Here is a 23256-nt window from a genome sequence, read left to right as displayed (position 1 = left end):
TTTTGCGTGATAGTATAATTTTGCCCCAATCGCCATCCTATCAGCGGCATACTAAACGCCAAAAAATGGGGCCACCACCCACTGTGATGAACCCCACCAAACCATAAATCCCTTGATTTTAATCCATTCTTCAACACTTTTGCCTGTTAGTACCCAAAATCCTATGGCATCAATTCAAGATTGCCGCCTGTGCCGCTGTTAAATATTGTTCAGGGATATCAGCACACACCCTCGCATTATGATTCAATCCCAAGCCATCCTTTTACCGTCTCCACAGCATAGCCAACCGCCTGAGCTATCTTATCCGTATCAAGTCCCATTTCATGCAAGTTTTCTGCCGCTTCTCTGGCCTTTTTCAATTCGCCGTCCTGCTCACCAATTTTCCGCTCTTCCATCCGAATTTCTCGTATTGCCTGACACACATCGACCACCTCTTCACTTTCATCATATTTTATTCCCGAATTTGTAATTGTTTCAATCACATCAGCCGCTCTGCGCTCCAACTCCCGGAAACGCTTTTCATTGGTCACCAGCACCCTGCTTAGATTTTCCTTGTCCTTCGAATATTTGATGAATAGCATAACTTCCCGCAGGCTGGACTGGAATTTCATAATCTCCTCGTCCGTCATCTGCGCCGGTGCGATCAGCCGCACATGGTAATTGTCCATGCAGGCAAGCACATCCGGATCTGACACATCCATCATCTCAAACAGGCTTAACGGCCCATCCCACTCTTCCGAGCCGAAAAATATAGTCACCGTGATGGAAGGTATCAGTCTGTCCTCCACCCAGAAGCCACTTAAGAATTCACCTGCACTTGGTGTTTTCCCGCCTTCTTCAGCAGACGCCTCCCCCTCCTCTTTTTTCCGCTTCATTTCTTTCCGGTGCGACTTTGCCGCCTCTTCTACCTGCCCTGCGTATTCCAGCGCATCATAGAGATTGTTCTTCACAGGCATAGCATAATGGATTTCAGCCTGGTTCTCCGCGCCGTAAAGGACATATTCCATCTTCCCATCCGTCATTGCCGCATACAGCTTCTGCACATCACGGAATTTCTGGACGGGAACCACTGCGTCGTCCGCACCGTATGGCAGCGCTATCTTCGTGGAATCACGCTCCGTGAGCTGCTCCGGCAGGATCACCTGCCGCCCACCGTAAATATAGTAATTAAAAATATCGGCAAACACGCCTGCATCTTTTACATAATCCTTTGTGATTGTATCTGCTCTCAATGGCATCTACCGCCTTTCTCATGAATGGCAGACATCCCATCAGATTCCCGTTTCTGCCATGGTTCCATTATACTAAAGCATCTACTTTTTTTCAAGCGTATCTGAGCTTCTTCGATAACGTTCTGAGGGGTCACACTGGACAAGGGGAGGGGTCAAAACCGTGAACCACAGGGGTCATATTCACAGCCATAGGGGTCAGACCTTTTGCCGCAGGGGTCAAAACAGCCACAGAGGGGTCAGACTTGTGACCACTGTGGCCGTCCGTAACCGCCGCTCCCATGCTGCCCTGGCACAGCCCCAAAATCAAACAAGGGATTCCAGCAACAGCCAATGTGCCGGAACCCCTTGTTTTCAGCGGTTTTCCCGATATTCTGTTCATTCCCTTTGTATCAATTAAGCGGTTTACATTTCTATGTACTCCGCCGTCTGTCTGAGGTATGGCTTGCTCTCCACATAATTCCTTACTAATGATAATTGGTTCTCAATGGTGTCACAGTCAGGGTTCTTGCTGTCCTCCACGGACAGCCTTGCATATACCGCCGTCCGGTACAGCTTCATTTCCGCTTTTGCCTGCGCCGCCGCATCCTGAATACCGTGATATGGTATAAAAAAAGTTGACAGCCCATTCTCAAGGATTTGAGATATAATCAAGAGAATAAGGAGTGAACAAAAATGGCAGAAAACAGGCAATACGACCATGAATACAAAGTACAGGCAGTGAAACTCGCAAAGGAAATCGGACAAGCAAAAGCCGCCAAAGAACTGGGGGTACCAAAGAATACTATGTATGGCTGGGTACGGGCCAACCGCCCTGGCAGCCTCGACCTTGGGGCAGGTTCACAGACCCCGCAAAGCGCCATGACGCTTAATGAGGAACTCTTAAAGCTCCGACAGCAGGTTAAGGAACAGGAAAAAGAAATCCGCCGTTTGAAAAAGGAAAATGACTTTCTTGAGGAAGCCAGCGCTTTTTTCGCCGCGAGCCGTCTGAGGTCAGCAAAAACGAAAGAATGAAGTTTATTGCGTTTAAAACCAAAGACGGCGAATTAAAAGGAAATCTTTCTTTTTACTGCAGAGCCCTTCGTGTCAGCAGGCAGGGATTTTACCGGTACCTTGCAAATAAAGACCGCCCATGGAAGTACCAGGCTCTGGCAGATGCCATGATGGAGATCCTTGAGGAAGACGATTGTAATGACACCTACGGCCGGATCCGCATGTATCAGGCATTAATGTTAAAACAGCCTGAAAATGTGGATATTCCCAGCGAACGTACTGTTTACCGTGTCATGGAGGATATTGGAATCAGCCATCATCCCAGGCGTAAACCAAACGGAATCACGAAAGCAGACCGGGAAGCCCGGAAATCAGAAGATCTGTTAAAACGTGATTTCAAGTCAGAGGAACCGCTGTCCAAGTGCGTAACAGACATAACAGAGATCAAAGCCAGCGATGGAAAGCTGTATGTTTCCGCTGTTTTCGACTGCTTCGATTCCAGCGTGGTTGGCCTGGCAATGGATACAAACATGAAAGCTCCGTTATGTGTGCGGACATTGAAAAACGCGGCGGAAGCGTATCCAGGCATCCGCGGAGCAATTATCCACAGTGACAGGGGAAGCCAGTACACCAGCCGGCTTTATCGGGACGCAATCAATCAATATGGCATCCGACAAAGCATGAACAGCGCGGGTGGAAGATGCCATGATAATGCCCGCTGTGAAAGCATGTGGGCCAGAATGAAATCAGAACTGTTATATGACCGCTATGATACTGAGAAGATGAGCACAGATGAACTGAAAACCCTGATCTGGAGATATTTCATCAGCTATTGGAATAACCGGAGGATCTGTTCTGCTAATGGAGGGCTTCCTCCCATCATCAAACGACAGCGATACTATGATTCTCTGGAAGAAGCAGCATAGAATACAAAACCCTTGAGAAAAATGTGTCAACTAATCTTGACAAAATCATTTTGACTATTACGAGATTGACGCGGCAGACTTACAGGAGGACGCAGACCATGAGGAAACGTAGCGCAGAGGAAAAACAAAAGCAGCTTGAACGGTTTTTAATGAATGTTGCGGAAGCCGCCGACGCTGCATTATGGGAGTATTGGCGGGAAAAGGAAGCGGAACACCGCCGTTTTGCAACGGAGTATGTCACGCGCCGGGGGCTTATCCCGCAACAGTGACAGCATGGCAGACCGCCGGGGGACAGGGGAAGCTACACTTCCCCTACGCTGCCTTGCGGCAGCTACCCCTTTGTGAACTTGCGGGAAGCGAACACCTTGCTACGCAAGCTATTCACTTCCCGCAAGTCTGAAAAAACGTCCGGCAGCACAGCGGGACACAGAAAGGAGCGATTGAAGCAATCACATCTATCCATACCGGCTACATGATACGCGCCCCCACTTTCCGGCGCAGTACACAGCGGCAGGAGCCGCACCCCTTACAACTGAATACCGCCGCGCCGCAGGACTTACGCAGCGCGGGGACAGCCGCAGACGCGGCAGAAAGGATATATTTATGGCATTTTTCAATAGCGCAGTAGACGTTTTGCAGACCCTTGTTGTAGCACTTGGAGCCAGGCTTGGTATCTGGGGCGTAATCAATCTGATGGAGGGCTACGGCAATGACAATCCGGGCGCGAATGCTCATGTACGGTAAAGAAGCAAGCAACCGAAAACAAGAGATAGACCGCCAACATCCACTATTCCAAATTATTGTTAGGTAATTGCGAAACAAGTTCAAAATCTTGATTCCAATAGGGCAAAGGCCCGGTTGAGCCGGACTTACAGGAGGTGGATGTGGATAACAAGAGTTTTAAGACATGAAAACAAAGCAGATAAGGTTATCTGCCCGTGAAATGGTATGCGGTATGTAAGGTTATGCAATCAGAGGTTTTAAACTGCGGATATATTCATGCCTGTGCAGTTTATCAGCCACCATTACTGTAATAAGCTGGGTAATCCCGGCGAGAAGCAGGTCAGCATGAAGCGTTTTTTCATTCTGCGTTTTACGCCCGGCAACACAGAAGCTGTCCTTGAAATGGTTGATTGATTTCTCAACATTTACCCTGATCTTATAGGTGGAATCCCATTCGGCCGTACTACGGAGCGTACCAGGATAGGCGCGCAGGTTTTTCTCGGGATAAATATAAAACATCCTGCCGCAGGGGGATTCCGTACAGGGATTTTCACAGTGGCAGACGCGTTTGCTTTTACCGGTTGATTTATCATATTCCCATTTCATTTTCGGGCATACAAACTTCATGGTTGGCAGTCCGCAGCGGAGATGGGATTTGCTTCCTTCCCGTTTCATTGGAAGGGATGGGTCTTTGGGGCAACAGGGGATGCCGTCCTTATTCAGCGGGCAGTCGGATTTTGGAAGGGAGATTCTGCCGTTGAGGGGAATGTAAGCTTTCTCAAAGGAGGCTTCCTGTAACAGGTATTTGTAGATTTCAATGGAATCAAATGAGGCATCCCCCAGAAAAGTTTTCGGATTGATAAGCGGATGCTTCCGAAAGAAATCCTTTAAAGTGGGAATCAATGCCCTGGAATCGGCAAGACTCTTATCTTCATCCGGGGAATCAGATTTTTTTCCAACAATGATGTCAGGATGAGCCGCAAGAAAGTCCTTGTTATAAAAGGAAATATCCCGGACAATGCCGAGTCCGTTGGTAATAATACCGAATTTATAAGCATAACACCACTTTACAACTATTATAAATAGCGCTCCTTTTGCTGAACAAGGTATTTTAAGGCTCTCATAAGGGCAGATGATTTTATTATACTTTCGCTCTTTTTCACGAAAGTGGCAAAAAATACCTCCTGCCTGATCCGCTCGCTGAGCACAAACCTGAAATCCTGTGCGCTTTCCCTACGGTACTTTGAAAATGCTTCATCCTGATATGGCAGCAGTTTCATCGCACAATAAGCTATGTTGATCAGATTAACCAGCATTTCAATCCCTTTCCGGCTGCGCACCATATAGCTGCATAGTGACCAGAAGGTTTTCTGTTCGTAATAGCTGACTTCTATCTTCCATCTGAATGAGTACAGGAACAAGGGGATGTAATCCATCCATGCACTCCCCGTCTGGTTCAGGGGGGTCTTTTCCTGCCATGCACAAAAAATCTGCAGCTGTGTGGGGAAAACCGTACTGAAGAACAGGCGCCTGGAACCGCCTTCCTTCTCTGTGGCTGTCACATAGGCAAAAACTTCCCTTGTGCCGAAAATATTTGTAAGGACACGGCGCATCCCAATATAATAACCGCCTATTTTTTCATCCGAAAGTGTAAAATCTTTTTCCGCCGAAAGACGTTTCCCATGTTTTGCAGGCCTGCCCCTTTTTCCGGTCGGCTGCGGGGCAAGGTCATAAAGGACAGAGTCATACCTTGCATTTCCGATTAGGCCAAGGTTTGGGTATTCATCCACGACAGAAACCAGATCCCCTTTTGTATACCAGCTGTCGCATAGGATAATGACATTCGCCTTTTCCTGTAATTCAGGCATGGCCTGGCGTACCATGGAAGCAGCCAGCTTTAATTTTGACTCTTCTTTCTGCCACATACGGTAGGAAAGCGGAAACGCCTGGTAAACAATCTTGCCTTTATCCCACATTGGCACACAGAGCATGACACTTACAAAGCAGTGCCCATTCAGGTAGCCGCTGCCGTTGTGCGCGGAATGGTCAAAGAGTTTTGAGACATCCTCAAATTTCTTTCCATATTTGGGAACAATGGTATCATCCATGCATAAAAAAACGGGCTGCGTCTCTAAGGATTTCGGGATTAGTTTCAATGCCATAGATGCTGTTGCATTCATAAACCTGGAATAATCCACTTTGGCATAGGAGCAGGCATAGTAAAAGGCATTCAGGGATTTATCTGTTAGCTTTGACAGGAAATGTCTGTAAAGGAAACGGATGGAATCCGCTGACTCCAGTGTCAGTATGGACAGCAGGAGCAGGACCAATGTCTCGGCTGTAGGAATGGAACAAGCCTCAAAATAAATGTAAAAATAATGATAAAGTCTACCAATTATAGTTTTTTCGTTGTATAATAAGTCTGTCGTACAGGATCACTTTCTTTCGTATTTTTTTGTTTGCAAACTTATTATACATCAGAAAGTCCTGTATGACATTTTTTTTATGGAAAAGTTGTAAAGTGGTGAAGCATAACAGAAATGCCCGTTAATGTACATCTGCTGAATGGCTGGACTGGCGGCAGCATGGGAAGGCATGGAGCCGTAGGCGGCTTTATAAGGGTCAAAGGAATCGGCCATCCCTTTTGCTTTTTTGAAGGCTTTCAGCTGTTTGATGATACGGTTGGCATATTTGGGATTGTTTTCTGTAACCCATGCCTCAATGCCGGAGGTGTCAAAGAGAAGCATGGAAGCTTTCTGTGTATCAATACAATGGCAGATCGGTTCGGTCAAGTCAGCAAGATGATCGAACATGGATTGTAAGTCCGATAAAAAATCCTGTTTGAACCGGGTGAATTTAGAGGCATCCGGGACAACATCAAACCCACAGAAGTCTCGCAGTTCCTGGGAGTATTTCAGGAATATGATCAGCAGGGATGTTGTTGGGATTGAGAAGATAAGCTGTAATAACAGAGCCCTGAGCATTGGATAAAGCAGATGCTTACGGGGCCTGCCAGTGGCAGCATGGAAATGAGAAATAAAGGACACTGGGACAATTTCATCTAAGTTGATGGTATTTTCGAGAAGTGCAAGGAACTGATATTTATCATTATCAAATTTATTTTGGCAATCGGTAAAAATATCTGCCAAAGAGAGCTGTTTGTATGTTATCATGTAGGTACAACTCCTTTACTGGTGGATATGGTTGATTGTTACTCGGCATCTCAATTTTACCACAAACCAGTGAGGAGTTGTTTTATTTTGTGACAAAAAGAATCCCGTATTTATGCGGGTTCTGGCGTTTCGCAAATGCCTAAAATTATTGTAAATATAAGGAGCAGGACAAACACACCGTTTGCTCTGCTTTTTATTATCCCTATTGACAATTAAATCGACCTGTTTTATACTGTATTTACTCTTATATAACAGTATAGAACGGAATGGTGGTGAGAAGTTGGAAATCATAGTAAGCAATAAGGCAAGCCGACCCTTATATGAGCAAATTTCTACACAAATTAAGGCGGCAATTATGAGTGGAGAGTTAAAAACTGGCGAAGCCATTCCTTCTGTACGGTCTTTGGCAAAATCTTTACACATTAGCATTTTAACTGTTCAGAAAGCATACTCCACGTTGCAGGAGGACGGTTTTATCGAAACCACGGCAGGAAAAGGGTGTTATGTATCGGCGCAAAATCAAGATTTTTATCTGGAAGAACAACAAAAGAAAATTGAGGAAAGGTTTTTAGAAGCAATAGAAATAGCCCGTGCAAGTGGAATTTCTTTTGATAAAATGATTGAATTGCTAACAATTTTATATGAGGAGGAAGATTAAATGACTGAAAATATTTTAGAGGTACACAATCTATCAAAAGATTATGGGGATTTTGTTCTTGATAAATTGAGTTTCTCAATTCCCCGTGGTGTGATTATGGGATTGATCGGGGAAAATGGAGCTGGAAAGTCCACGACAATCAACTGCATACTTAACGAAATCACAATGACAGATGGCGAAATCACTATTTTCGGGAAAGATAATATTTCGGAAGAGGTTTTTATCAAAAATAAGATTGGGATAATATTTGACGAAAATCACTTTCCCGATATATTGACACCTATTGAACTTGGGAAGTGCATGGCAGGTATTTATTCAAGCTGGCAAAGCCGCGAGTATCAAAATTACCTTACGCAATTTGAACTTCCCCTCAAAAAGAAAATTAAAGATTTTTCAAGGGGAATGAAAGTTAAATTGGCTTTTGCGGTTGCTCTTTCCCATAAAGCAGAAATGTTAATCTTGGACGAGGCGACCAGCGGACTTGACCCCGTAATTAGAGATGATATTTTGGATATTCTTATTGACTTTGTTCAAGACGAAAATCACTCTATATTGTTTTCTACACATATAACAAGTGATTTAGAGAAAGTCGCTGATTATATCACTTTCATACACAAAGGCAAGCTGATTTTCAGCCACCCTAAAGATGAATTGATTGATAATTATGGAGTTGTGATTTGTGGTGCTGCAATATTTGAAAATATGGATAAATCGGAAATCATAGCTTTTCGTAAACAGGATTTTCAGTATAAAGTTCTTGTTTGCAATCGGCGCAAAGTAGAAAAAAGTTATCCAAAGGCTATTGTGGAGCCTGCAAATATTGATGACATTATGCTGTTCTATGTAAAGGGGGAAACAAAATGAAAGGGCTAATTCAAAAGGATTTTTATGTAATGAGAGAACGCATACGCCCCTTGAACTATATTCTTATCGCTCTTGTTGCATTGGGTGTATTGATTTATTTTCAAGCAGTAGGGGCAATGTATGTAGCACTTTTCCTACCGTTACTTTTAGTGGGTATTCCTAAAACGATTATGGTATATGACACGCAATGCAAATGGGATAAATTAGCGATTGCCTTACCTACTACCCGTAAGATGATTGTTACAAGTAGATATTTGTTTTTCATACTTATTACTGTTGTAATGTCTACTATTTCATTCAGTTTATGTGTTATCGCAGGATTGTTTTTTAAGGAACTTACACTTGTCCTGTGTGTGAAATTTTCGTTGGCAGGATTTACACTTGCTCTGTTTTATGGCTTACTGACCATTCCAACAGGTTATGCTTTGGGAGTTAATGGTGGTTCATTGACAATGATATTTTCTGTTATGCTGGTTTTAGCTGTTGCGTATGTCCTAAAGCAGTTTAATGTTGACTTGGAGAGTTTAGCTTTATGGCTTGCTAATTATGCAATTATTATAGGTATTGTTGTTTTGGCAATCATGGGGGTAATTTCCTATAAACTATCGGTTCACTTCTATACAAAAACACACTCATAATTTTCTGTAAATGTAAATGGTTTATTGGAATCAGCAAGGTTAAAAACATTTTTTAATTTGTAGAAAAAATATATCTATATATCATGCAACGCCCTATGTGGGAGAAAGGGGGAATTATCTATGCCTTGCACAGAAGCATACAAGGAACACATCATGTATACATTCAACGGCTTTTGCAAGACCGTCATACGCTATGCAGCACTCAACGCATGGCGTGACAGGAGCAGACGGCGGCAAAAAGAAATATCCCTTGAATACCTCACAGAAGAAAAATTTTACCCTTTAGGTACAACAGACGAATATTTTGAAGCACCTTATGAAGAATACCCCATAACGATATGCGGTCAAACAGTTATCCTCACCAATGGGGAGCTTGCAGCCGCCCTGTTATCCCTGCCGGAGAGAAACCGGGAAATCATATTCCTTTATTTTTTCGGGGATTATTCACAAATTCATACGCCGCCTGCAAGTGGGCTGTCTTATCAATCTGCGGCTTGCCGTTCGTATCCCCGCATCCCCCGGCAAGCACCATCCCCCTGTCATGGAATCCAATATAATTTACCATCGTAAACTGGTAATAGGAAACCGCCTGCTCAAAGGTCCAGAAGAAATCATCTGCCGAAGTCATAAGCAGCGCACAGTCCTTAACCGGATATTTTTCATACCTGCCCAATGGCGGGTTGGAATCTTCCTCTGCGATACAGTAAAACCTTTCAATGAAGGCCTTTATCCGGGATGATACCGTCCAGAAATACAAAGGTGAGGCAAAAACGATACAGTCTGCATCTTTTATTTGGGGAACAATACCGTTAAATGCGTCTTTCTGCACACATGGTTTCCCATAGCGGCAGGCATTGCAGCCAAGACACCCTTTGACTTCATTTTTTACCAGTGATACCACCTCAACCGAATGCCCGCCTTCCTCTGCCCCTTTTACAAAATAGCTGACAAGCTGTGCCGTATTCCCATTAGCCCTGCCGCCACCCTGCACTATAAGAATTTTCTTCACTGCTGCACCTCCGGATTATTTCGTCCTTATTCCCTGATAAATGCCATATCCGCTGCCGGAACTCCGCTTTCATCAGATACATACCGTTCCACCCTCATATGCAGGCCATACTTTTCCCGAAGTCCCGTAATCTTTGCCATCATGGGAGAAGCATGGTGGACATCTAAGGAATGCTGGTCTTTCCAACTGTCGATTAAAAGCACCGTCTCCTTATCATCCATAGGGAAAAAATATTCATATCTTATATTTCCATCTTCTGCACGGATGTCACTGACAATGCCGCTTGAAACCATTTCTTCCGCAAATTTAACTGCATTGCCATTCACGCCACTGTAATAAATATTGACCGTAATAGCCACCTGAATCATCTCCTCATGTCCTGAATTACAAAATCCCATACTTCCGAAAAATGCAGTCCAGGTCTGCCCGGCTGATTTTCCCTGCCAGATAATATCCCTTAACGGTTGCCTCAACCCCCTCAAAGAAAATATCAAAATTGAACCAGTCGCCCGCATCGTAATATTTCCGTAGTTCCGCAAAGTCACGCCACAGCCTTTCCGGCAAATCTTCCCGAAGCTCTATGGTTTCGTCAATAAACATTTACCTGCACCTTCTTTCCTGTCCAACTTCCGTCTGCCTTTCCTCTGCCATCTGCTGCCCCATGATCTTCCGGCATGCCGGCTCAAAGACTTTCTCATACCGTTCTTCCATAACCGCCAGATAAAATTTCTTTTGTATGTCAGTCAGCACCGGAATCCCGGAAACCATTTTTTCTATCTCCGGCAATGCACGTGCCATTTTCGGTGTAATATTTCTTACCGCTTCATTACAGCCCTCATATTCCATCCTCTCTATCAGATGGTACGGATTCAGCCTGTCTCCGCCCAATTCAAAGATACATCTTCTCGCTGAGAAAGACTCTGCCGCCAGACGCTTTTCATCCGATAAAACCGCCTGCATTTTTTCATCATCCCATTTCGAATTCAGGCAGTTCCCATTATCATAAACGGGTGCCAGTTCCTTTGTACCATCCTCCCTGACGATAACACCCCAGTTACTGTTATTACGGTCCGTATTCCCAATCAGTGCATCCACCACAAACATATTCCAGAAATGTTCCTGCACGCCATCCACGCCTTTTAGGAATGGATGTTCCTGTATTGTCATCAGTATTTCATACAAATCCAGTCCGGTACCGTTTGTTTCATTCCCTTTGGAATCTAAAAACGGCGGGTCGAATGTTACCTTTATCTTGTCAAATTCATACAGCCTGTCGCCATCCTCCAAAAAATCCCCACATGCCACAACCGTCTTTTTATTCCTGAAACCTAACACCGTATCATGCACCGAAAAGCCCAGAAGCCTATATATTTGTGAACCAATATATTCACAGACGGGGCTGTTGGAATAGCTGAGCTGTATATTTTTCATCTGCTGCTCTTTCAAATTTCCCGGAAATTTCAAAATATAGTTCTTTCCCTCATAAACAATACCCATCTTTCTTCCTGCTGTACCGCCATACATTCTCTGGTTCTGCCCATAACGGTTAAAATCAACCATCTGCATTATTACCACCTCATATTTCCAGCAGGAATGGGACAGCACCCATTCCCACATGAACTTTACTTTTTCTACTTCTCATTATAACTATTTTTGCCGGGAAGCACAACAAAGTATTTTATTCATACCGCCTGCGTATCTCTATCATCCGTACCACCGAAGTTTCCGGATAAAAATAGGACAGTATGACTTCTTTCGGCACACGGACCGCCATTGCACGCTTGACTTCCTCTTTCTGCTCCACGCTGAATTTCCAGTGGAACAGACGGTAGGAAATGGAATCCTCTGCTTTACCCCTCCTGTCTGTGGATGGTATTTTTCTGCTATCTGCCACTGCCTCTGTTTGCCCGGTTCCTCCCGGCACAGGCGGTTTCTGCCCTCCTGTCCCGTCTGCTGCCTGCGGCTTTCCGGTTCCACCACCATCCCCGATTACAAATTCCTCCGGCAGCCCGCCACTTCCCTGCTGCCCACTGTTCCCTGCCGTCCGGTTTCCTGACGTTTCCGCCCCTCCTGCCGCAAAGCCTCCGTCTGCCCCATCTTCCGTATCAAAGGCATATTCCAGTTCCAGCCCCGACTCCATATCTTCATTCAGGCGCTCCTGCTGTTCCAGCCCGTCCAAATCCATAAACCGTTTCTCCATGTCTGTCTGCCCCAGCAGGATGAAGTCCTCATAAGGGATTTCGTCAATATAAACCGGCTCCCCTTTCTCTTTCATCCCCTCATAATAGGCAAGGGATTTTTTGTTCAGGATGGTAAAGCCCGGTTCCGCACTCTCCCCCTCCGCTGCCGGCTCATGCTCATAGGGTTTCCCCTCCCCGTCTGCGGTCTGTGCAAATACCGGGTGCTTGAACGGATTATACTTGTTATCCAGTATCGGATCAAACCCACGGATAAAGATAAGGCATTTCTTGTTGTCCATCTGATGTGGTATAAAAAAAGTTGACAGCCCATTCTCAAGGATTTGAGATAACTACCTGCAAGATTATGTTTCACAATAGAAATTTTTCCATTCCCATTGTTCTGACAACTGGGTAGTATTTCGGATAAACTGTTTTTACAGTATGCTGTACCGCATCATAAACGGTATTTTACATATCAGTCCACTGTATAAATGCTGTCTTGTCCGAGCTGTTATACCCGGCATTTCGGTAGAAGTTTAAGGTACCTTCTTCCTTAGAACCAGTAAGCAGCATCATCTTATAACAATTGTTAGCTTTAGCAACCTGCTTTGCATAATCCAGACAAGCCGTAGCATACCCCTTTTTTCGATAACTGCCGTGTGTTACCACATTTTCAACAAATGCATATGGACGTACATTTCTTGTAAGATTTGGAATAATCACACATACGCAGGATGCCACAATCTTATTATCCACTTCACAAACGATAAGATGGTGATTTACATCATTTATAATATTTTCCCATGTCCTATGTATATGCTCTGTATCTTCCGGAATACTTTCCTCATGCAGATACAGATATAACTGCAGTATTTCATGCAAATCATTTATGTTTGCTTCTTTGACTGTCATTTATTCCAAACATCTCCCTGTCAAAATTTTATATCATTTTCGCTCCAATATCTTCTCGATATCTTTATGAATCTTAGACACTGCATATAAATCCGTAATAATTTCACATGGATGATTTTCAGAAGTCCCTGCATTAATTACAGGAATCCCTGCATACCCGGCCATGCTCTTTACAACCTGATTTACATCATAATCTCACTGTCAAAATATTGTTCCTGAAAATGAATCTGCTCCCTGATTTCTTCTTTCGTAAAAGCCATTCCTGCAGGTGCAACAACCCATTTTTCTTCCACATCATCATTTCTATGTACAATTGCAATAATCGTTCCGGTAAACTTTTCCACAGCTTCATCCACACCCAATATATAAGCGTCCTGTTCTTCTCCATCCAGTGCCATAATACCTTCTACATAGCCATAATTTATCGGATAATACATATCCTTATGTTCAGGATGGTAACTTCCCAATGGTCTGTCAACCGTTACAGTTACAGTTCTTCCAATAACAGAATTCATCGAACTATGTACTATATTGAAATTTTTCTCCAAATCTTCTGCACCATTCAAAACAATCGTAACTCTACTTTCTGTTTGGCTTTCTTTTGATTCTCAGCAGTTTAATGAAGTCATGAAACAAAGAAGTATCCACCGGCTCAAACATCATCCATTTTCCATCATGGTAAGTTTGCGCTTTATCATATATTTCCTGAACTTCCTTCCCGTAATTTTCTCTGTCCGTTTCAAATTTTAACCGTTCGTTTTTCCCTAAGATAATCATAAAACCCACACAGTTTTCTTTTGCATATAATGCGCACAGCGTTTTGCCGCCCCGGCGGTATTTATATTCATATTTCCATGCTTTACCGCCTTTATTCCACAGACAATCCATGTCATATTTTTCATCAATTAACGCACATAACTTATTCCATACATCATACAGATCTTTTCCAACTAAAGCTGTCATTTCTGCTTCGTCGGGTATCACATCGCATTTTAATCTTTTCTCCATGATTTCATAAACCAGCTTCACATCATTTTCCAGTTCAAGTATCCCATGCCCCACAGTCTTATAACCTCTATGTTCGTATAAGCACGCTGCGGGAAGCGAGGCGTCCAAAACAGCCGTATCATACATTCTGGAAATTTCCCGTTCCAGACAATTCATAATATACGAACCACAACCCTGCTTCTGATAAGAGGGCAGCACATATACGCCTGTAATATGGTTACCATCAAAACAGCCCGTTCCGGCAATCACATCGTTATACATTAACACTCCCATGTTCCCGGACGCTATTCCCTCCAGGATATGTTCTTTACTATGATGGTTGCAAAAGAAGTCCACTACCTCTCTCGGATAATACCTGGGATACACTGTCTTAATAGCCGTATGCAAAACATTGTAAATTTCATTTGCCATTTCAGAAGTTGCCTTTACATATTTCATCTCTTTCCTCCCATAAGCTGTCTTTCATATGGAAAACCCAATCAGCAAAACGTACTGCCTCTCACGTAACGTAATATTAGCAATCCCGGAAACGCCTGTTTTATCAGTATTTCCGGGATTTTATCTCTTACTCGGACTCTGCTTTATCTCTTCACCGGATGGCGAATCACTGTTTTCAGATTTTCCGGTTTACATCTTCTGGCGTCGCTGAGATAAATTTCATGATGACGCCGGGGCCCTCCAAAATCCGGCAGGCAGCCCTGCGCCTCTGCAAAAGCATCCATCTTCTCAATGGTGGCCGGTTCCTCGTCATATGGGCCGATGTGCATACACTGTACGCATAATCCTTCTTCATAAGTCAGAAATTCCACTTTGGAAAAATCTGTCTTTTTCTTTGCTGCAGCTTCTGCCGCAGCCCAGTCAAATTCTTCTTTTGTCACAAATTCCGGCAGACGAATCATGGATATCCACCGGAAATTCTCTTTGTGGGAATAATCAACGCCTTCTATCCCCTCCTGCCACCAGAGGCCTTCCAGCGGAGGAACCACATAATCAAAGTACCCTTCCATCTGATGTTTTCCCTTTTTGCTCATTTTGATGGTAAAGGCAACTCCGTAAAGCAGGCCGATGGACTGCTTATAAGCGCCGCCCTCCTCATTTGGGTCGCCCTCACCCCGGACTGCTATAAAATTCATGGAAGGCACTGTAATCAGCTCCGGTTTGTTTTTGGGCAGATAAAATTCCTTATATTCTTTTTTATAGTCAAAAGCCATGCTTACTCCTTCCAGCAGCGGCACTGCTCAATGCGCTTTCCGTTATCCCCCTGCTGTTCATCGTATGCAAACTGATTCAGCAGTTCACATGGAAACTTTTCACACTGTCCGCAATGTTCCAGTTTTTGTCCCTCACAGCAGGATTTCACCGGACAGCTTTCGCCCCAGAAGGGCTTTGCAATATGTACGCAGCCTGCGCAGTTCATCTGCTCCCGGTAAGCGCAGGCGCTGCACAGAAGACCGCAGCGGGATTCGATATTTTCTTTCCCATCCTCCGCCAGTCCTACATAGATATGAATTTCCGCATCTTCCATATGGTCGTCCTGGTATTCTTCAAAATCAGACTGAAAGGTTCGGGGCAGATTCATCTGCCAGATTTCCTGCCAGGCTGCCGCCACCGCCTGTACCATATCTCCGTGAATCACAAATTTTGCATACCGCCCCGCCGGAATCCGGCGGACTTCATACGGTTTTCCCTGGGGTTCGCCTTTTGTCTCGCAGGCAACCATAACGGTATAATCTCCTGTCTCGTCTCCGGCATAATCCGTATAAATTCCAAGAGCCTTCTGATTTGCCTTTTCGGGAATTCCCTCATAAATCCCCTCACTATAAAAGCGGTTCCAGAGCCCTCCAATCACAGCTCCCATATCAGGAGAACCATTATTTGTCCTGGCTGAGATACCTGCTACCGTTTTTTCTTCCAGTGTTACAATTTCATAATTCATAAAATAAGACCATCCTTTCTTTTGAATACTCTTATTTTATCAGAGCAACCATGACATCTGTATGTCATGATTCCAGATATTTTTTCCGGATTCCTTCTGCAAATTCCAGCACATCCTGCCGGAACTCCTCCGGCTCCAGAAGCTCCGCTCCGTCTCCAAACGAAATAATCCACTGTACAATACTGGTTTTATCCATAAACCCAAAGGAAAACAAAAGGAATCCGTCCGGCTGCTCCGCAAAACTTTCAGGCCCGTACTCCTCCACAAGCCTCCATTTATAAGAAGGGGAAATTCTCGCCTTTACCTGATAACCGGCAGGAAATATCCGCTCCGGAGATAAATCCGGAAGGGGAACCTGACGTTTTTCAAAGGGAAGCCCCGCTTTCAGTTCCGTCATTCTCCCCAGCTTAAACAGCCGGAAATCCGCTCTGTCCTCACACCAGCCCCACAGATACCAGCCGGCCCACTGGAAAATCAGGTGATAAGGCTCAACGCTCCTTCGTGATTCCCCCTTCGGAGCAAAATAAGAAAAAGAAACTTTCCGCCCCGAAAGAATGGCGTCGTGCAGCAGCTCAATTTTAGGCGGCAGAGTATCTCTGTACCAGGACGAAAGGTCTATCAATATATGATTATCTCCGGTCAGCAGGCTGGAAGCTCCCGCTGACAGCTTCTCCATCAGCTGCGTATAACGGCTGGTGCCGCTCACACTGTCCAGGCTGCGCAGACCTGCCAGAATTGCCTGCATATCCGACCTGCTGAGCAATGTCCGGTCTATTTTATATCCTTCCATAATCGACACGCCGCCATTCTGCCCCGGCTCTGTCACCAGCGGAATACCTGCCATGCAGAGGGCTTCAATATCCCGGTTGATGGTGCGGCGGGACACCTCGAAGGTTTCTGCAAGGAAGGGAGCCGTCACTTTTTCCTGCTGCAGCAGTATGGACAGAATTCCTATCATTCGATCAAGTTTCATACCGTATTCCAAAGTCACCTCTTTCATAAAAAAACTGAATCATATCAACATATGCTTCCAGATTCCCTTCTTCGTCCGGCATAAGAAAACAGGAAAATACCAGCTCTGCGTCATGATAAGCTGTACAGACCCTGTACTGGGCTTTTCTGGCTCTCTGCAGCTCATAGGCATTCAAATTCAAAACTTTGCATGTATATTCTCCTCGTTTCCCTGTTCCTTCTATCTCACCGTTGGGATAAAAGACAAACTCTTTCTCACACTCTTCTTCTAACGGCGACACAAATAATTTTTCCTCATAATTATTTTCTTTTTTCACACCACAGGTTGCACTTTCCCCCTCTGTTTTACATGAAGCTACCAGATTTTCATAATTCATGGATTCCTTTGGATATACAGATTTTGGTTTTATATGCTCGTTCAGAGAATGCTCCAAATTTATTTTTTTGCAGCAGTAAGCGCACAGCCCATGTTGAGATTGTATCAGATTTTTTCTCAGATTCTGCCGCAGCTCGCTTCCCTCTGCTGTATTTTGCAAATCTTCATATGATTCTCCGGGATGCAGCCTTTTATACCCTGTCCAAAACTCCGGCTCCGCCTGCCTGTTTATTTTTCTCATCCAGTATCCTGCTCCTTTTTAAAAATCCTGCCGCTGTAATATATTCCTCGTCCATGGTACCTGAAATATCTGCCAGTCTGTCCAGCAGAATTTCCGCAGACGGATATTTCTTTTGAGTAATAAAACGGTGTATATCACGGATTAATTCCTTTACTGCCGCATTTTTAGAATCCGTATTCATATATTTTTCAAGAATCAGATTACTGTCATACCCATCCATTCTTTTTATATATCTGACCTCACATCCACCTTCCTCTGTTTCCGATAAAACAAAAATATTATAACGCTCGTCAGCTTCTCCTAAAATCTGCGGCGAATGAGTAGTGACAATAAACTGAATATTCGGAAAGGTTTCCCGCAAAACCCTTAACACTTTTCTCTGCCATAAAGGGTGCATATGCAGCTCAATTTCGTCTATCAGCACAATTCCCTGCCCATCCAGAGGATTTTTCAGTCCCGGATTTGCCAGTGCCAGCCTTCTGGCCAGATCTCCAAACATGGCAAGGGTGCATTTTTCTCCATCCGACAGTAAATCCACCCGGATTTCTTTTCCGGATTTATCCACCACCATCCTTACCGGATTTCTTCTGATTCTCAGATTGGAAACATTTCCTATCATTGCTTCAATGGCATAACGGACACATGCCAGCAACGGATCGCTATAGTCCACATTTCCCCTCTCCCTCGCTTCAATAATTTCATTTGCCTCCTGGTCCCGGTACCATTCAAAAAAAGTCCGGAAATCCAGTTCATTTTCAATGGCCCGTTCCAGTGCTGATACTTTGTCAAATATATGCTTTTTTCTGATTCGGTCCGGAATATCAAGTACGGAACGATTTGTTCCATAATTTACAAAAACCGGCATGGAAGCTGATTCATTCTGTAAAAAAGACCGTTCAAAATTTTCTGTAAACGTCCTGTAATATCCGCTGTGATAAGACGGCGCATTTTTCCTCTGATTTTTTGCTGCCTTCCCGTGCATTCTTAATAATGGATATACAAGACCATCTATTTCAATTTCTCCCTGAATATACAGCTCTGACTGCCCTGTGGTAATCATATCGTCAGAAAATGCCATAAACGCCCTGCCCTGTGCCGGATTCAGACGATTAATCCACACTCTGTTTAAATAATTTACCGCTGAAAGAACTGTCGATTTGCCTGTTCCATTTACACCAAAAATAATTGTACTTTTTCCATTCAGTACAAACCTCTGGTCTCTGAATATCTGGAAGTTCAGCATTTTCAACTCCTGCAGCCGCATTAAGAAATCACCTCCGTCACAATTCTGTCACACAATCCGCCTGGTCTTCCATCCTCCCTGGAAGTACCGGAACACCGCCAGCCCAAGGCCCACTGCCCAGCCTGCCGGATTGGCCCACATAATAATCATTCCATGAGTAACGTCCGCCAGTGCATAGGTCAGCCCTACCCGAACGCCGAGATTACACAGGCTGCAGGTCAGAAACCATCCCATATCTGCCGCGCCCCGCAGCACACCGTTGCTGACATTCATAAGGCCCATCATAAAATAAAACAGCGATACGATGCTCAGGTACTGCGCCCCAATGGCAATGGCCTCCCGGCTGGAATCAGAATCCAGAAACAGCCCCACAAATCCATTTCCGGCAAAATGCAGAATCACCGCAATGGTGAGTCCAATTCCCGCCGCCATCATCAGGCAGATCCGGTAACCCTGCCCAATCCGTTCCGGTTTCCTTGCCCCCATGTTCTGAGCCACGTAGGTGGAGGTTGCATTCCCCACAGCCACCATGGGGACAATGGCAATTCCGTCGATTTTTGTGGCAGCCGTATAACCTGCCAGAAATGTGGAGCCGAACCGGTTGACCACCGACTGAACCAGCACCATGCCCACCGACACAATGGACTGCTGCACAATGGTTGGAATGGCCACTTTCACCATATTTTTCAGCAGAGTCAGATCAAAGCGCCTGTAGCTTTCCGTCTCAATCCCTTTCAGTTTCCGCATAAGGAATCCAAAAGACAGCAGAGCGGAAATCCCCTGGGCAATCAACGTGGCCCAGGCCACTCCCGCCACTCCCATATGCAGCTCCGCCACAAAATACAAATCCAGCCCGATATTCAAAAGGGAAGAAAAAATCAGAAACATCAGCGGCTTTTTTGAATCTCCCAGCGCATTGAAAATAGCCGAAAATGCATTGTACAAAAACAGAAATACGAAGCCGAAAAAATAAATCTGCATATATTCCGCCGCATCCTCGAAAATATTTTCCGGCGTTCCCATCAGGTTCATCAGACTTCTGTTAATCACCAGTCCGAGAATACTCAGCAAAATGCTGAATCCCAGAATGGACAATAATGCGGTGGAAATGGCGGTTTTCATTTCTTCCAGCTTCTTTGCCCCGAACAGCTGGGAAATCACCACGGAACAGCCGATTCCCGTTCCCATGGCCACCATAACGAACATCATGGTAATGGCGGTGGAAGCCCCCACTGCCGCCAGCGCTTCCTCGCCCACCACATTTCCCACAATCACAGAATCCATAATATTATAAAACTGCTGGAACAGGTTCCCCGCCACCATGGGCAGTGTAAATCCAATTAAAGCCCTGGTAGGATTCCCCGTTACCATACTGCCCTTTATCTGCTCTGACATAACCGGTACACTCCTGTCTTTTTCACGCTTTCGCCTGACCTTATATTTCCTGTAAAGAAAAACATACGTTTTAACTGCTATTTTACCTTTCCTTTTTCTTCCGGTCAACCCTTTGGCTGTAAATTATTCAGTATCACGCGGCAGATAAAAACATCTCCGGAGACAGAAAAATCCGCATCTCCGCCGTACCGCCTGGCAGAATTCAGGATACTTTCCACACCCACTCCATCGTGCTCTCTGTTTCTGGGCAGACCGTCTTCAAATATAACATCCCTTTTACAGGTATTTTTGCACACAAGAACCAGTTTTTTCCCCTTCTGTTCTGCAAAAATATGAATCCAAGGCCGGTTTTCTGCAGTACCGCAGGCCTCCAGAGCATTCTCCAGGATATTTGCAAACATGGACACCAGATCATAATCTGAAATTCCTTTTACTTCACCCAGCCGGATATCCGCACGCATCCTGATATGATTCTGCTCCGCCCGGTCCGCATAAGCTGAAACCACGTTGTTGACAGCATGGTTTTCACAGTAAGTACTGGCATACGTTTCCGCTTCTCTGTCATCGTATTCCTGCAAATAAGTCAGGATTCCCTGATAATCCCTGTTTCTTGCGTATTCTGCCACCACCAGGTTATGGTGCCTGAAATCATGCCTTGTACGCTTTATGCTCTGTTTCATTTCTTCATAAGATTCAATCTGGGCCATCAGAAACTTTTCATGAAACTGCATCTGTTTTAAATGGTATGCCTGGTCTGACTGAGCAATAAAAAGAAACAGCAGAATATACACTGCCGCCATAAAGCCGCACAGTAAAAACAGAATCACAAGATAAAGCTGATCCCTGTTTTTCATATTGTCATTATAGATAATCAAAAGCGTCATGATAACAAACGCCATAATGGAAATAGCGGCAACCGTCCCGTAACCGCTCCGTACACTCTGATACACGCGCAGCAGGCGTTTCCGGAAAATTCCATAATATAACAACAGAAAACATACGTTCAGCCCGATGCGGAGCAGCCAGATTTCCCAGTTTCCCGCGCCGGAAGTGGTTCTTGTGACAACGGAAACCGTAAGATAAATCAATGTCCAGAGACAGAAATAAGCCGAAACCAGAAACAGGGATTTCACTGGATGGGATGCGGAAAGGCAGAAAATATACATTCCACCAAAAATAAACATGGCAAGGAAATATCCTGCCAGATACCGCAGCATGATACCGGTGTCTCCGTAAGGCATATCTGCCATAAAATACCGCATGGCCAGTACAACACCCTGAAAAAACACCGTTGTACCGGCTGCAATTACCGCTGACTTTTTCCGGCTGTATTTCGGCTCCAGCAGAATACAGCAGAACCAGATTCCATGAAACACATTGTTAATAATATTTGTTATCAGCGCATACATAAAAACCTCCTGTTATCTTCCCTGTATATCAATCACCACATACTCCGACCTGCACCCGGTTTTAAATTTAATGGCCCAGTCGGAAATTCCGGAGGTTACAATAAAATCCGTATTTTCCCGTCGTTCCAGACCATAAGTTTTATCATCAATCCCCGTCCATTCCCCCATATGATTAAATGGGAACAGCTGGCCTCCATGGGTATGTCCGGACAGCACCAGGTTCACTCCTGCTGCCGCCTGATTTTCATAATCATGAGGCTGATGATCCAGAACGATACTGTATTTTTCCAAATCCAGCCCTTCGGTCAGTTCTTTCATGGAAGCCCTTCCTCCTCCCTGACCGTCTCCGGAACGGTCCTGCCTTCCAATCAGATAAAAACGGTCGTCCAGTTCCGCCACATCGTCCTGAAGCACCGTCACATGATTTTTCTCCAGCTCCGCGATCAGATCCTCCCCGCTGTAGCCCCGGTACTCCGGACCGTAATACCCCCTGTCATGGTTCCCGAACACATAATACACCCCATAAGTTGTTTTCAGAGTGCCCAGAGCCTCACATGCGGCAACCATATCCGGTTTTGAAGTATCGTCATCTATATAGTCCCCTGTTATCACCACAATATCCGGTTCTTCAGACTGTATGGCTTTTACCTGCTCCGCAAATTTTTCCCCGTAAAGGATATTTCCCACATGGGAATCTGCAAACTGTACCACCCGCAGTCTTCCCACCTGTTTCTCCGTCGCCAGCGTATACTCTTTGCGCCAGACATGATTCGCCTGGTACCAGCCCCAGGAAAGATACGCCGCCGTGATGACCACTGCCGCGACGCCGGCATAATATCTCAAAAACTCTTTCCTCCGCATCTTTTCCAGCAGACGGCTGATTCCGTCGCACAGCAGCCAGATTACCACCATGTGCAGGATACAGATTTCTCCATTGATGGGCCCCAGAGCCAGACCTGTGCCCCCAAGAATCAGCAGAACAGGAATAAGCCCCGGCACAAACCGAAAAAATTTCCCCTTCCCCGCCCACTTGCTCACCACAGAAAATCCGGAAAATCTGCTCGCAAGATACACAATCCCCAACAGTGTTCCCAGGAGCAAAGCTCCCAAAATCAACATCCACATCCCTTTTTCTCCTTTGCATTCATGAAAATTCTTCCGATTCCTGGTTACAGTATAAACAAAACAGAGCTTTCATGGAAGTATTATTTTGTTTATAAACTTTTAATAATTGTCCAAACCCCTGATTTTTCCGGGTTTTCCTCATTTTGTTAGCACTCATTTAAAAAGAGTGCTAATTTTCTGTTGACTTTTTAAAAATCAGGGATTACAATCTATTTCGGGTTATAATTTTTGCATAGAAAACAATAA

The 23256-nt window shown here is 44.8% G+C and carries 25 protein-coding genes and 6 pseudogenes; 8 read left to right on the top strand and 23 right to left on the bottom strand.

Features of this window, described 5'->3' with window-relative positions; genetic code table 11:
• Positions 1–236 precede the first annotated feature (236 nt).
• A complete protein-coding gene (locus VSQ32_03755; protein MEH2941989.1) occupies positions 237–1238 on the bottom strand; it encodes a transposase in 1002 nt (333 codons plus the stop codon).
• A 396-nt stretch (positions 1239–1634) separates the two neighbouring features.
• A complete protein-coding gene (locus tag VSQ32_03750; protein MEH2941988.1) occupies positions 1635–1790 on the bottom strand; it encodes a hypothetical protein in 156 nt (51 codons plus the stop codon).
• Positions 1791–1904: 114 nt separating this feature from the next.
• Between VSQ32_03750 and VSQ32_03745 the strand changes: the two genes are divergently transcribed.
• The 4 genes and pseudogenes from VSQ32_03745 to VSQ32_03730 all read left to right on the top strand — a co-directional run bounded on the left by VSQ32_03745 (position 1905) and on the right by VSQ32_03730 (position 3880).
• A complete protein-coding gene (locus tag VSQ32_03745; protein MEH2941987.1) occupies positions 1905–2243 on the top strand; it encodes a transposase in 339 nt (112 codons plus the stop codon).
• Entirely contained in the window at positions 2240–3148 is a 909-nt protein-coding gene (locus tag VSQ32_03740) for an IS3 family transposase (GenBank protein ID MEH2941986.1), read from the top strand. Before VSQ32_03745 ends, VSQ32_03740 begins: the two co-directional genes overlap by 4 nt.
• 98 nt (positions 3149–3246) lie before the next feature.
• Positions 3247–3417: a hypothetical protein gene (locus VSQ32_03735; GenBank protein ID MEH2941985.1), complete on the top strand. Its 171-nt coding sequence runs from the start codon at positions 3247–3249 to the stop codon at positions 3415–3417.
• A 334-nt stretch (positions 3418–3751) separates the two neighbouring features.
• A pseudogene (locus tag VSQ32_03730) lies at positions 3752–3880 on the top strand (Maff2 family protein).
• 293 nt (positions 3881–4173) lie between these two features.
• Here the strand turns inward: VSQ32_03730 and VSQ32_03725 are convergent.
• The 3 genes and pseudogenes from VSQ32_03725 to VSQ32_03715 all read right to left on the bottom strand — a co-directional run bounded on the left by VSQ32_03725 (position 4174) and on the right by VSQ32_03715 (position 7044).
• Positions 4174–4936, bottom strand: a pseudogene (locus VSQ32_03725) (ISNCY family transposase).
• Positions 4937–4947: 11 nt separating this feature from the next.
• The gene (locus VSQ32_03720) at positions 4948–6171 is read right to left on the bottom strand and encodes a transposase (protein ID MEH2941984.1); all 1224 of its coding nucleotides are present in this window, start codon (positions 6169–6171) and stop codon (positions 4948–4950) included.
• 157 nt (positions 6172–6328) lie between these two features.
• Positions 6329–7044, bottom strand: a pseudogene (locus VSQ32_03715) (transposase).
• Positions 7045–7324: 280 nt separating this feature from the next.
• On the opposite strand from VSQ32_03715, the gene VSQ32_03710 reads away from it, so the two are divergent.
• The 4 genes and pseudogenes from VSQ32_03710 to VSQ32_03695 all read left to right on the top strand — a co-directional run bounded on the left by VSQ32_03710 (position 7325) and on the right by VSQ32_03695 (position 9654).
• Positions 7325–7702 carry a GntR family transcriptional regulator gene (locus VSQ32_03710; protein ID MEH2941983.1) on the top strand — a complete coding sequence of 126 codons (378 nt, stop codon included), beginning with the start codon at positions 7325–7327 and terminating at the stop codon, positions 7700–7702.
• On the top strand, positions 7703–8566 hold the full coding sequence (locus tag VSQ32_03705; GenBank protein ID MEH2941982.1) for an ABC transporter ATP-binding protein: 864 nt from the start codon (positions 7703–7705) through the stop codon (positions 8564–8566).
• A complete protein-coding gene (locus tag VSQ32_03700; protein MEH2941981.1) occupies positions 8563–9204 on the top strand; it encodes an ABC-2 transporter permease in 642 nt (213 codons plus the stop codon). Before VSQ32_03705 ends, VSQ32_03700 begins: the two co-directional genes overlap by 4 nt.
• 120 nt (positions 9205–9324) lie before the next feature.
• Positions 9325–9654 (top strand): annotated as a pseudogene (locus VSQ32_03695) (sigma-70 family RNA polymerase sigma factor).
• Here VSQ32_03695 and VSQ32_03690 read toward each other — a convergent pair.
• The 18 genes and pseudogenes from VSQ32_03690 to VSQ32_03605 all read right to left on the bottom strand — a co-directional run bounded on the left by VSQ32_03690 (position 9620) and on the right by VSQ32_03605 (position 23010).
• Complete coding sequence (locus tag VSQ32_03690; protein ID MEH2941980.1) at positions 9620–10213, bottom strand: flavodoxin family protein; 594 nt, start codon at positions 10211–10213, stop codon at positions 9620–9622. The pseudogene VSQ32_03695 and the gene VSQ32_03690 sit on opposite strands and share 35 nt — an antisense overlap.
• Before the next feature lie 26 nt (positions 10214–10239).
• Complete coding sequence (locus VSQ32_03685) at positions 10240–10572, bottom strand: antibiotic biosynthesis monooxygenase (protein MEH2941979.1); 333 nt, start codon at positions 10570–10572, stop codon at positions 10240–10242.
• Positions 10573–10597: 25 nt separating this feature from the next.
• Entirely contained in the window at positions 10598–10813 is a 216-nt protein-coding gene (locus tag VSQ32_03680; protein ID MEH2941978.1) for a hypothetical protein, read from the bottom strand.
• Entirely contained in the window at positions 10814–11779 is a 966-nt protein-coding gene (locus tag VSQ32_03675) for a CtkA family protein (protein ID MEH2941977.1), read from the bottom strand.
• Between the two features lie 112 nt (positions 11780–11891).
• Positions 11892–12692: a hypothetical protein gene (locus VSQ32_03670; GenBank protein MEH2941976.1), complete on the bottom strand. Its 801-nt coding sequence runs from the start codon at positions 12690–12692 to the stop codon at positions 11892–11894.
• A 169-nt stretch (positions 12693–12861) separates the two neighbouring features.
• Complete coding sequence (locus tag VSQ32_03665) at positions 12862–13305, bottom strand: GNAT family N-acetyltransferase (protein MEH2941975.1); 444 nt, start codon at positions 13303–13305, stop codon at positions 12862–12864.
• Between the two features lie 182 nt (positions 13306–13487).
• On the bottom strand, positions 13488–13703 hold the full coding sequence (locus VSQ32_03660; protein MEH2941974.1) for an inorganic pyrophosphatase: 216 nt from the start codon (positions 13701–13703) through the stop codon (positions 13488–13490).
• A 181-nt stretch (positions 13704–13884) separates the two neighbouring features.
• Complete coding sequence (locus VSQ32_03655; GenBank protein ID MEH2941973.1) at positions 13885–14313, bottom strand: DUF3788 domain-containing protein; 429 nt, start codon at positions 14311–14313, stop codon at positions 13885–13887.
• A 60-nt stretch (positions 14314–14373) separates the two neighbouring features.
• Positions 14374–14724 (bottom strand): annotated as a pseudogene (locus VSQ32_03650) (GNAT family N-acetyltransferase).
• A gap of 170 nt (positions 14725–14894) precedes the next feature.
• Positions 14895–15524: a GyrI-like domain-containing protein gene (locus VSQ32_03645; protein MEH2941972.1), complete on the bottom strand. Its 630-nt coding sequence runs from the start codon at positions 15522–15524 to the stop codon at positions 14895–14897.
• A 2-nt stretch (positions 15525–15526) separates the two neighbouring features.
• A complete protein-coding gene (locus tag VSQ32_03640; GenBank protein ID MEH2941971.1) occupies positions 15527–15805 on the bottom strand; it encodes a DUF3795 domain-containing protein in 279 nt (92 codons plus the stop codon).
• Positions 15797–16249 (bottom strand): annotated as a pseudogene (locus VSQ32_03635) (GyrI-like domain-containing protein). Before VSQ32_03635 ends, VSQ32_03640 begins: the two are co-directional and overlap by 9 nt.
• A gap of 64 nt (positions 16250–16313) precedes the next feature.
• On the bottom strand, positions 16314–17222 hold the full coding sequence (locus tag VSQ32_03630) for a YafY family protein (protein MEH2941970.1): 909 nt from the start codon (positions 17220–17222) through the stop codon (positions 16314–16316).
• Positions 17212–17838: a retron system putative HNH endonuclease gene (locus VSQ32_03625; protein ID MEH2941969.1), complete on the bottom strand. Its 627-nt coding sequence runs from the start codon at positions 17836–17838 to the stop codon at positions 17212–17214. Before VSQ32_03625 ends, VSQ32_03630 begins: the two co-directional genes overlap by 11 nt.
• Positions 17789–19102: an AAA family ATPase gene (locus VSQ32_03620; GenBank protein MEH2941968.1), complete on the bottom strand. Its 1314-nt coding sequence runs from the start codon at positions 19100–19102 to the stop codon at positions 17789–17791. The genes VSQ32_03625 and VSQ32_03620 overlap by 50 nt, the downstream gene beginning before the upstream one ends.
• A gap of 27 nt (positions 19103–19129) precedes the next feature.
• On the bottom strand, positions 19130–20476 hold the full coding sequence (locus VSQ32_03615) for an MATE family efflux transporter (protein ID MEH2941967.1): 1347 nt from the start codon (positions 20474–20476) through the stop codon (positions 19130–19132).
• 104 nt (positions 20477–20580) lie between these two features.
• A complete protein-coding gene (locus VSQ32_03610; protein MEH2941966.1) occupies positions 20581–21885 on the bottom strand; it encodes an ATP-binding protein in 1305 nt (434 codons plus the stop codon).
• 12 nt (positions 21886–21897) lie between these two features.
• Entirely contained in the window at positions 21898–23010 is a 1113-nt protein-coding gene (locus VSQ32_03605) for a metallophosphoesterase (GenBank protein MEH2941965.1), read from the bottom strand.
• Positions 23011–23256: the final 246 nt, after the last annotated feature.

Source organism: Lachnospiraceae bacterium JLR.KK002, from assembly GCA_036941025.1.
Classification (GTDB): Bacteria; Bacillota; Clostridia; order Lachnospirales; family Lachnospiraceae; genus Petralouisia.
This window is presented reverse-complemented; position numbering and strand designations above follow the sequence as displayed.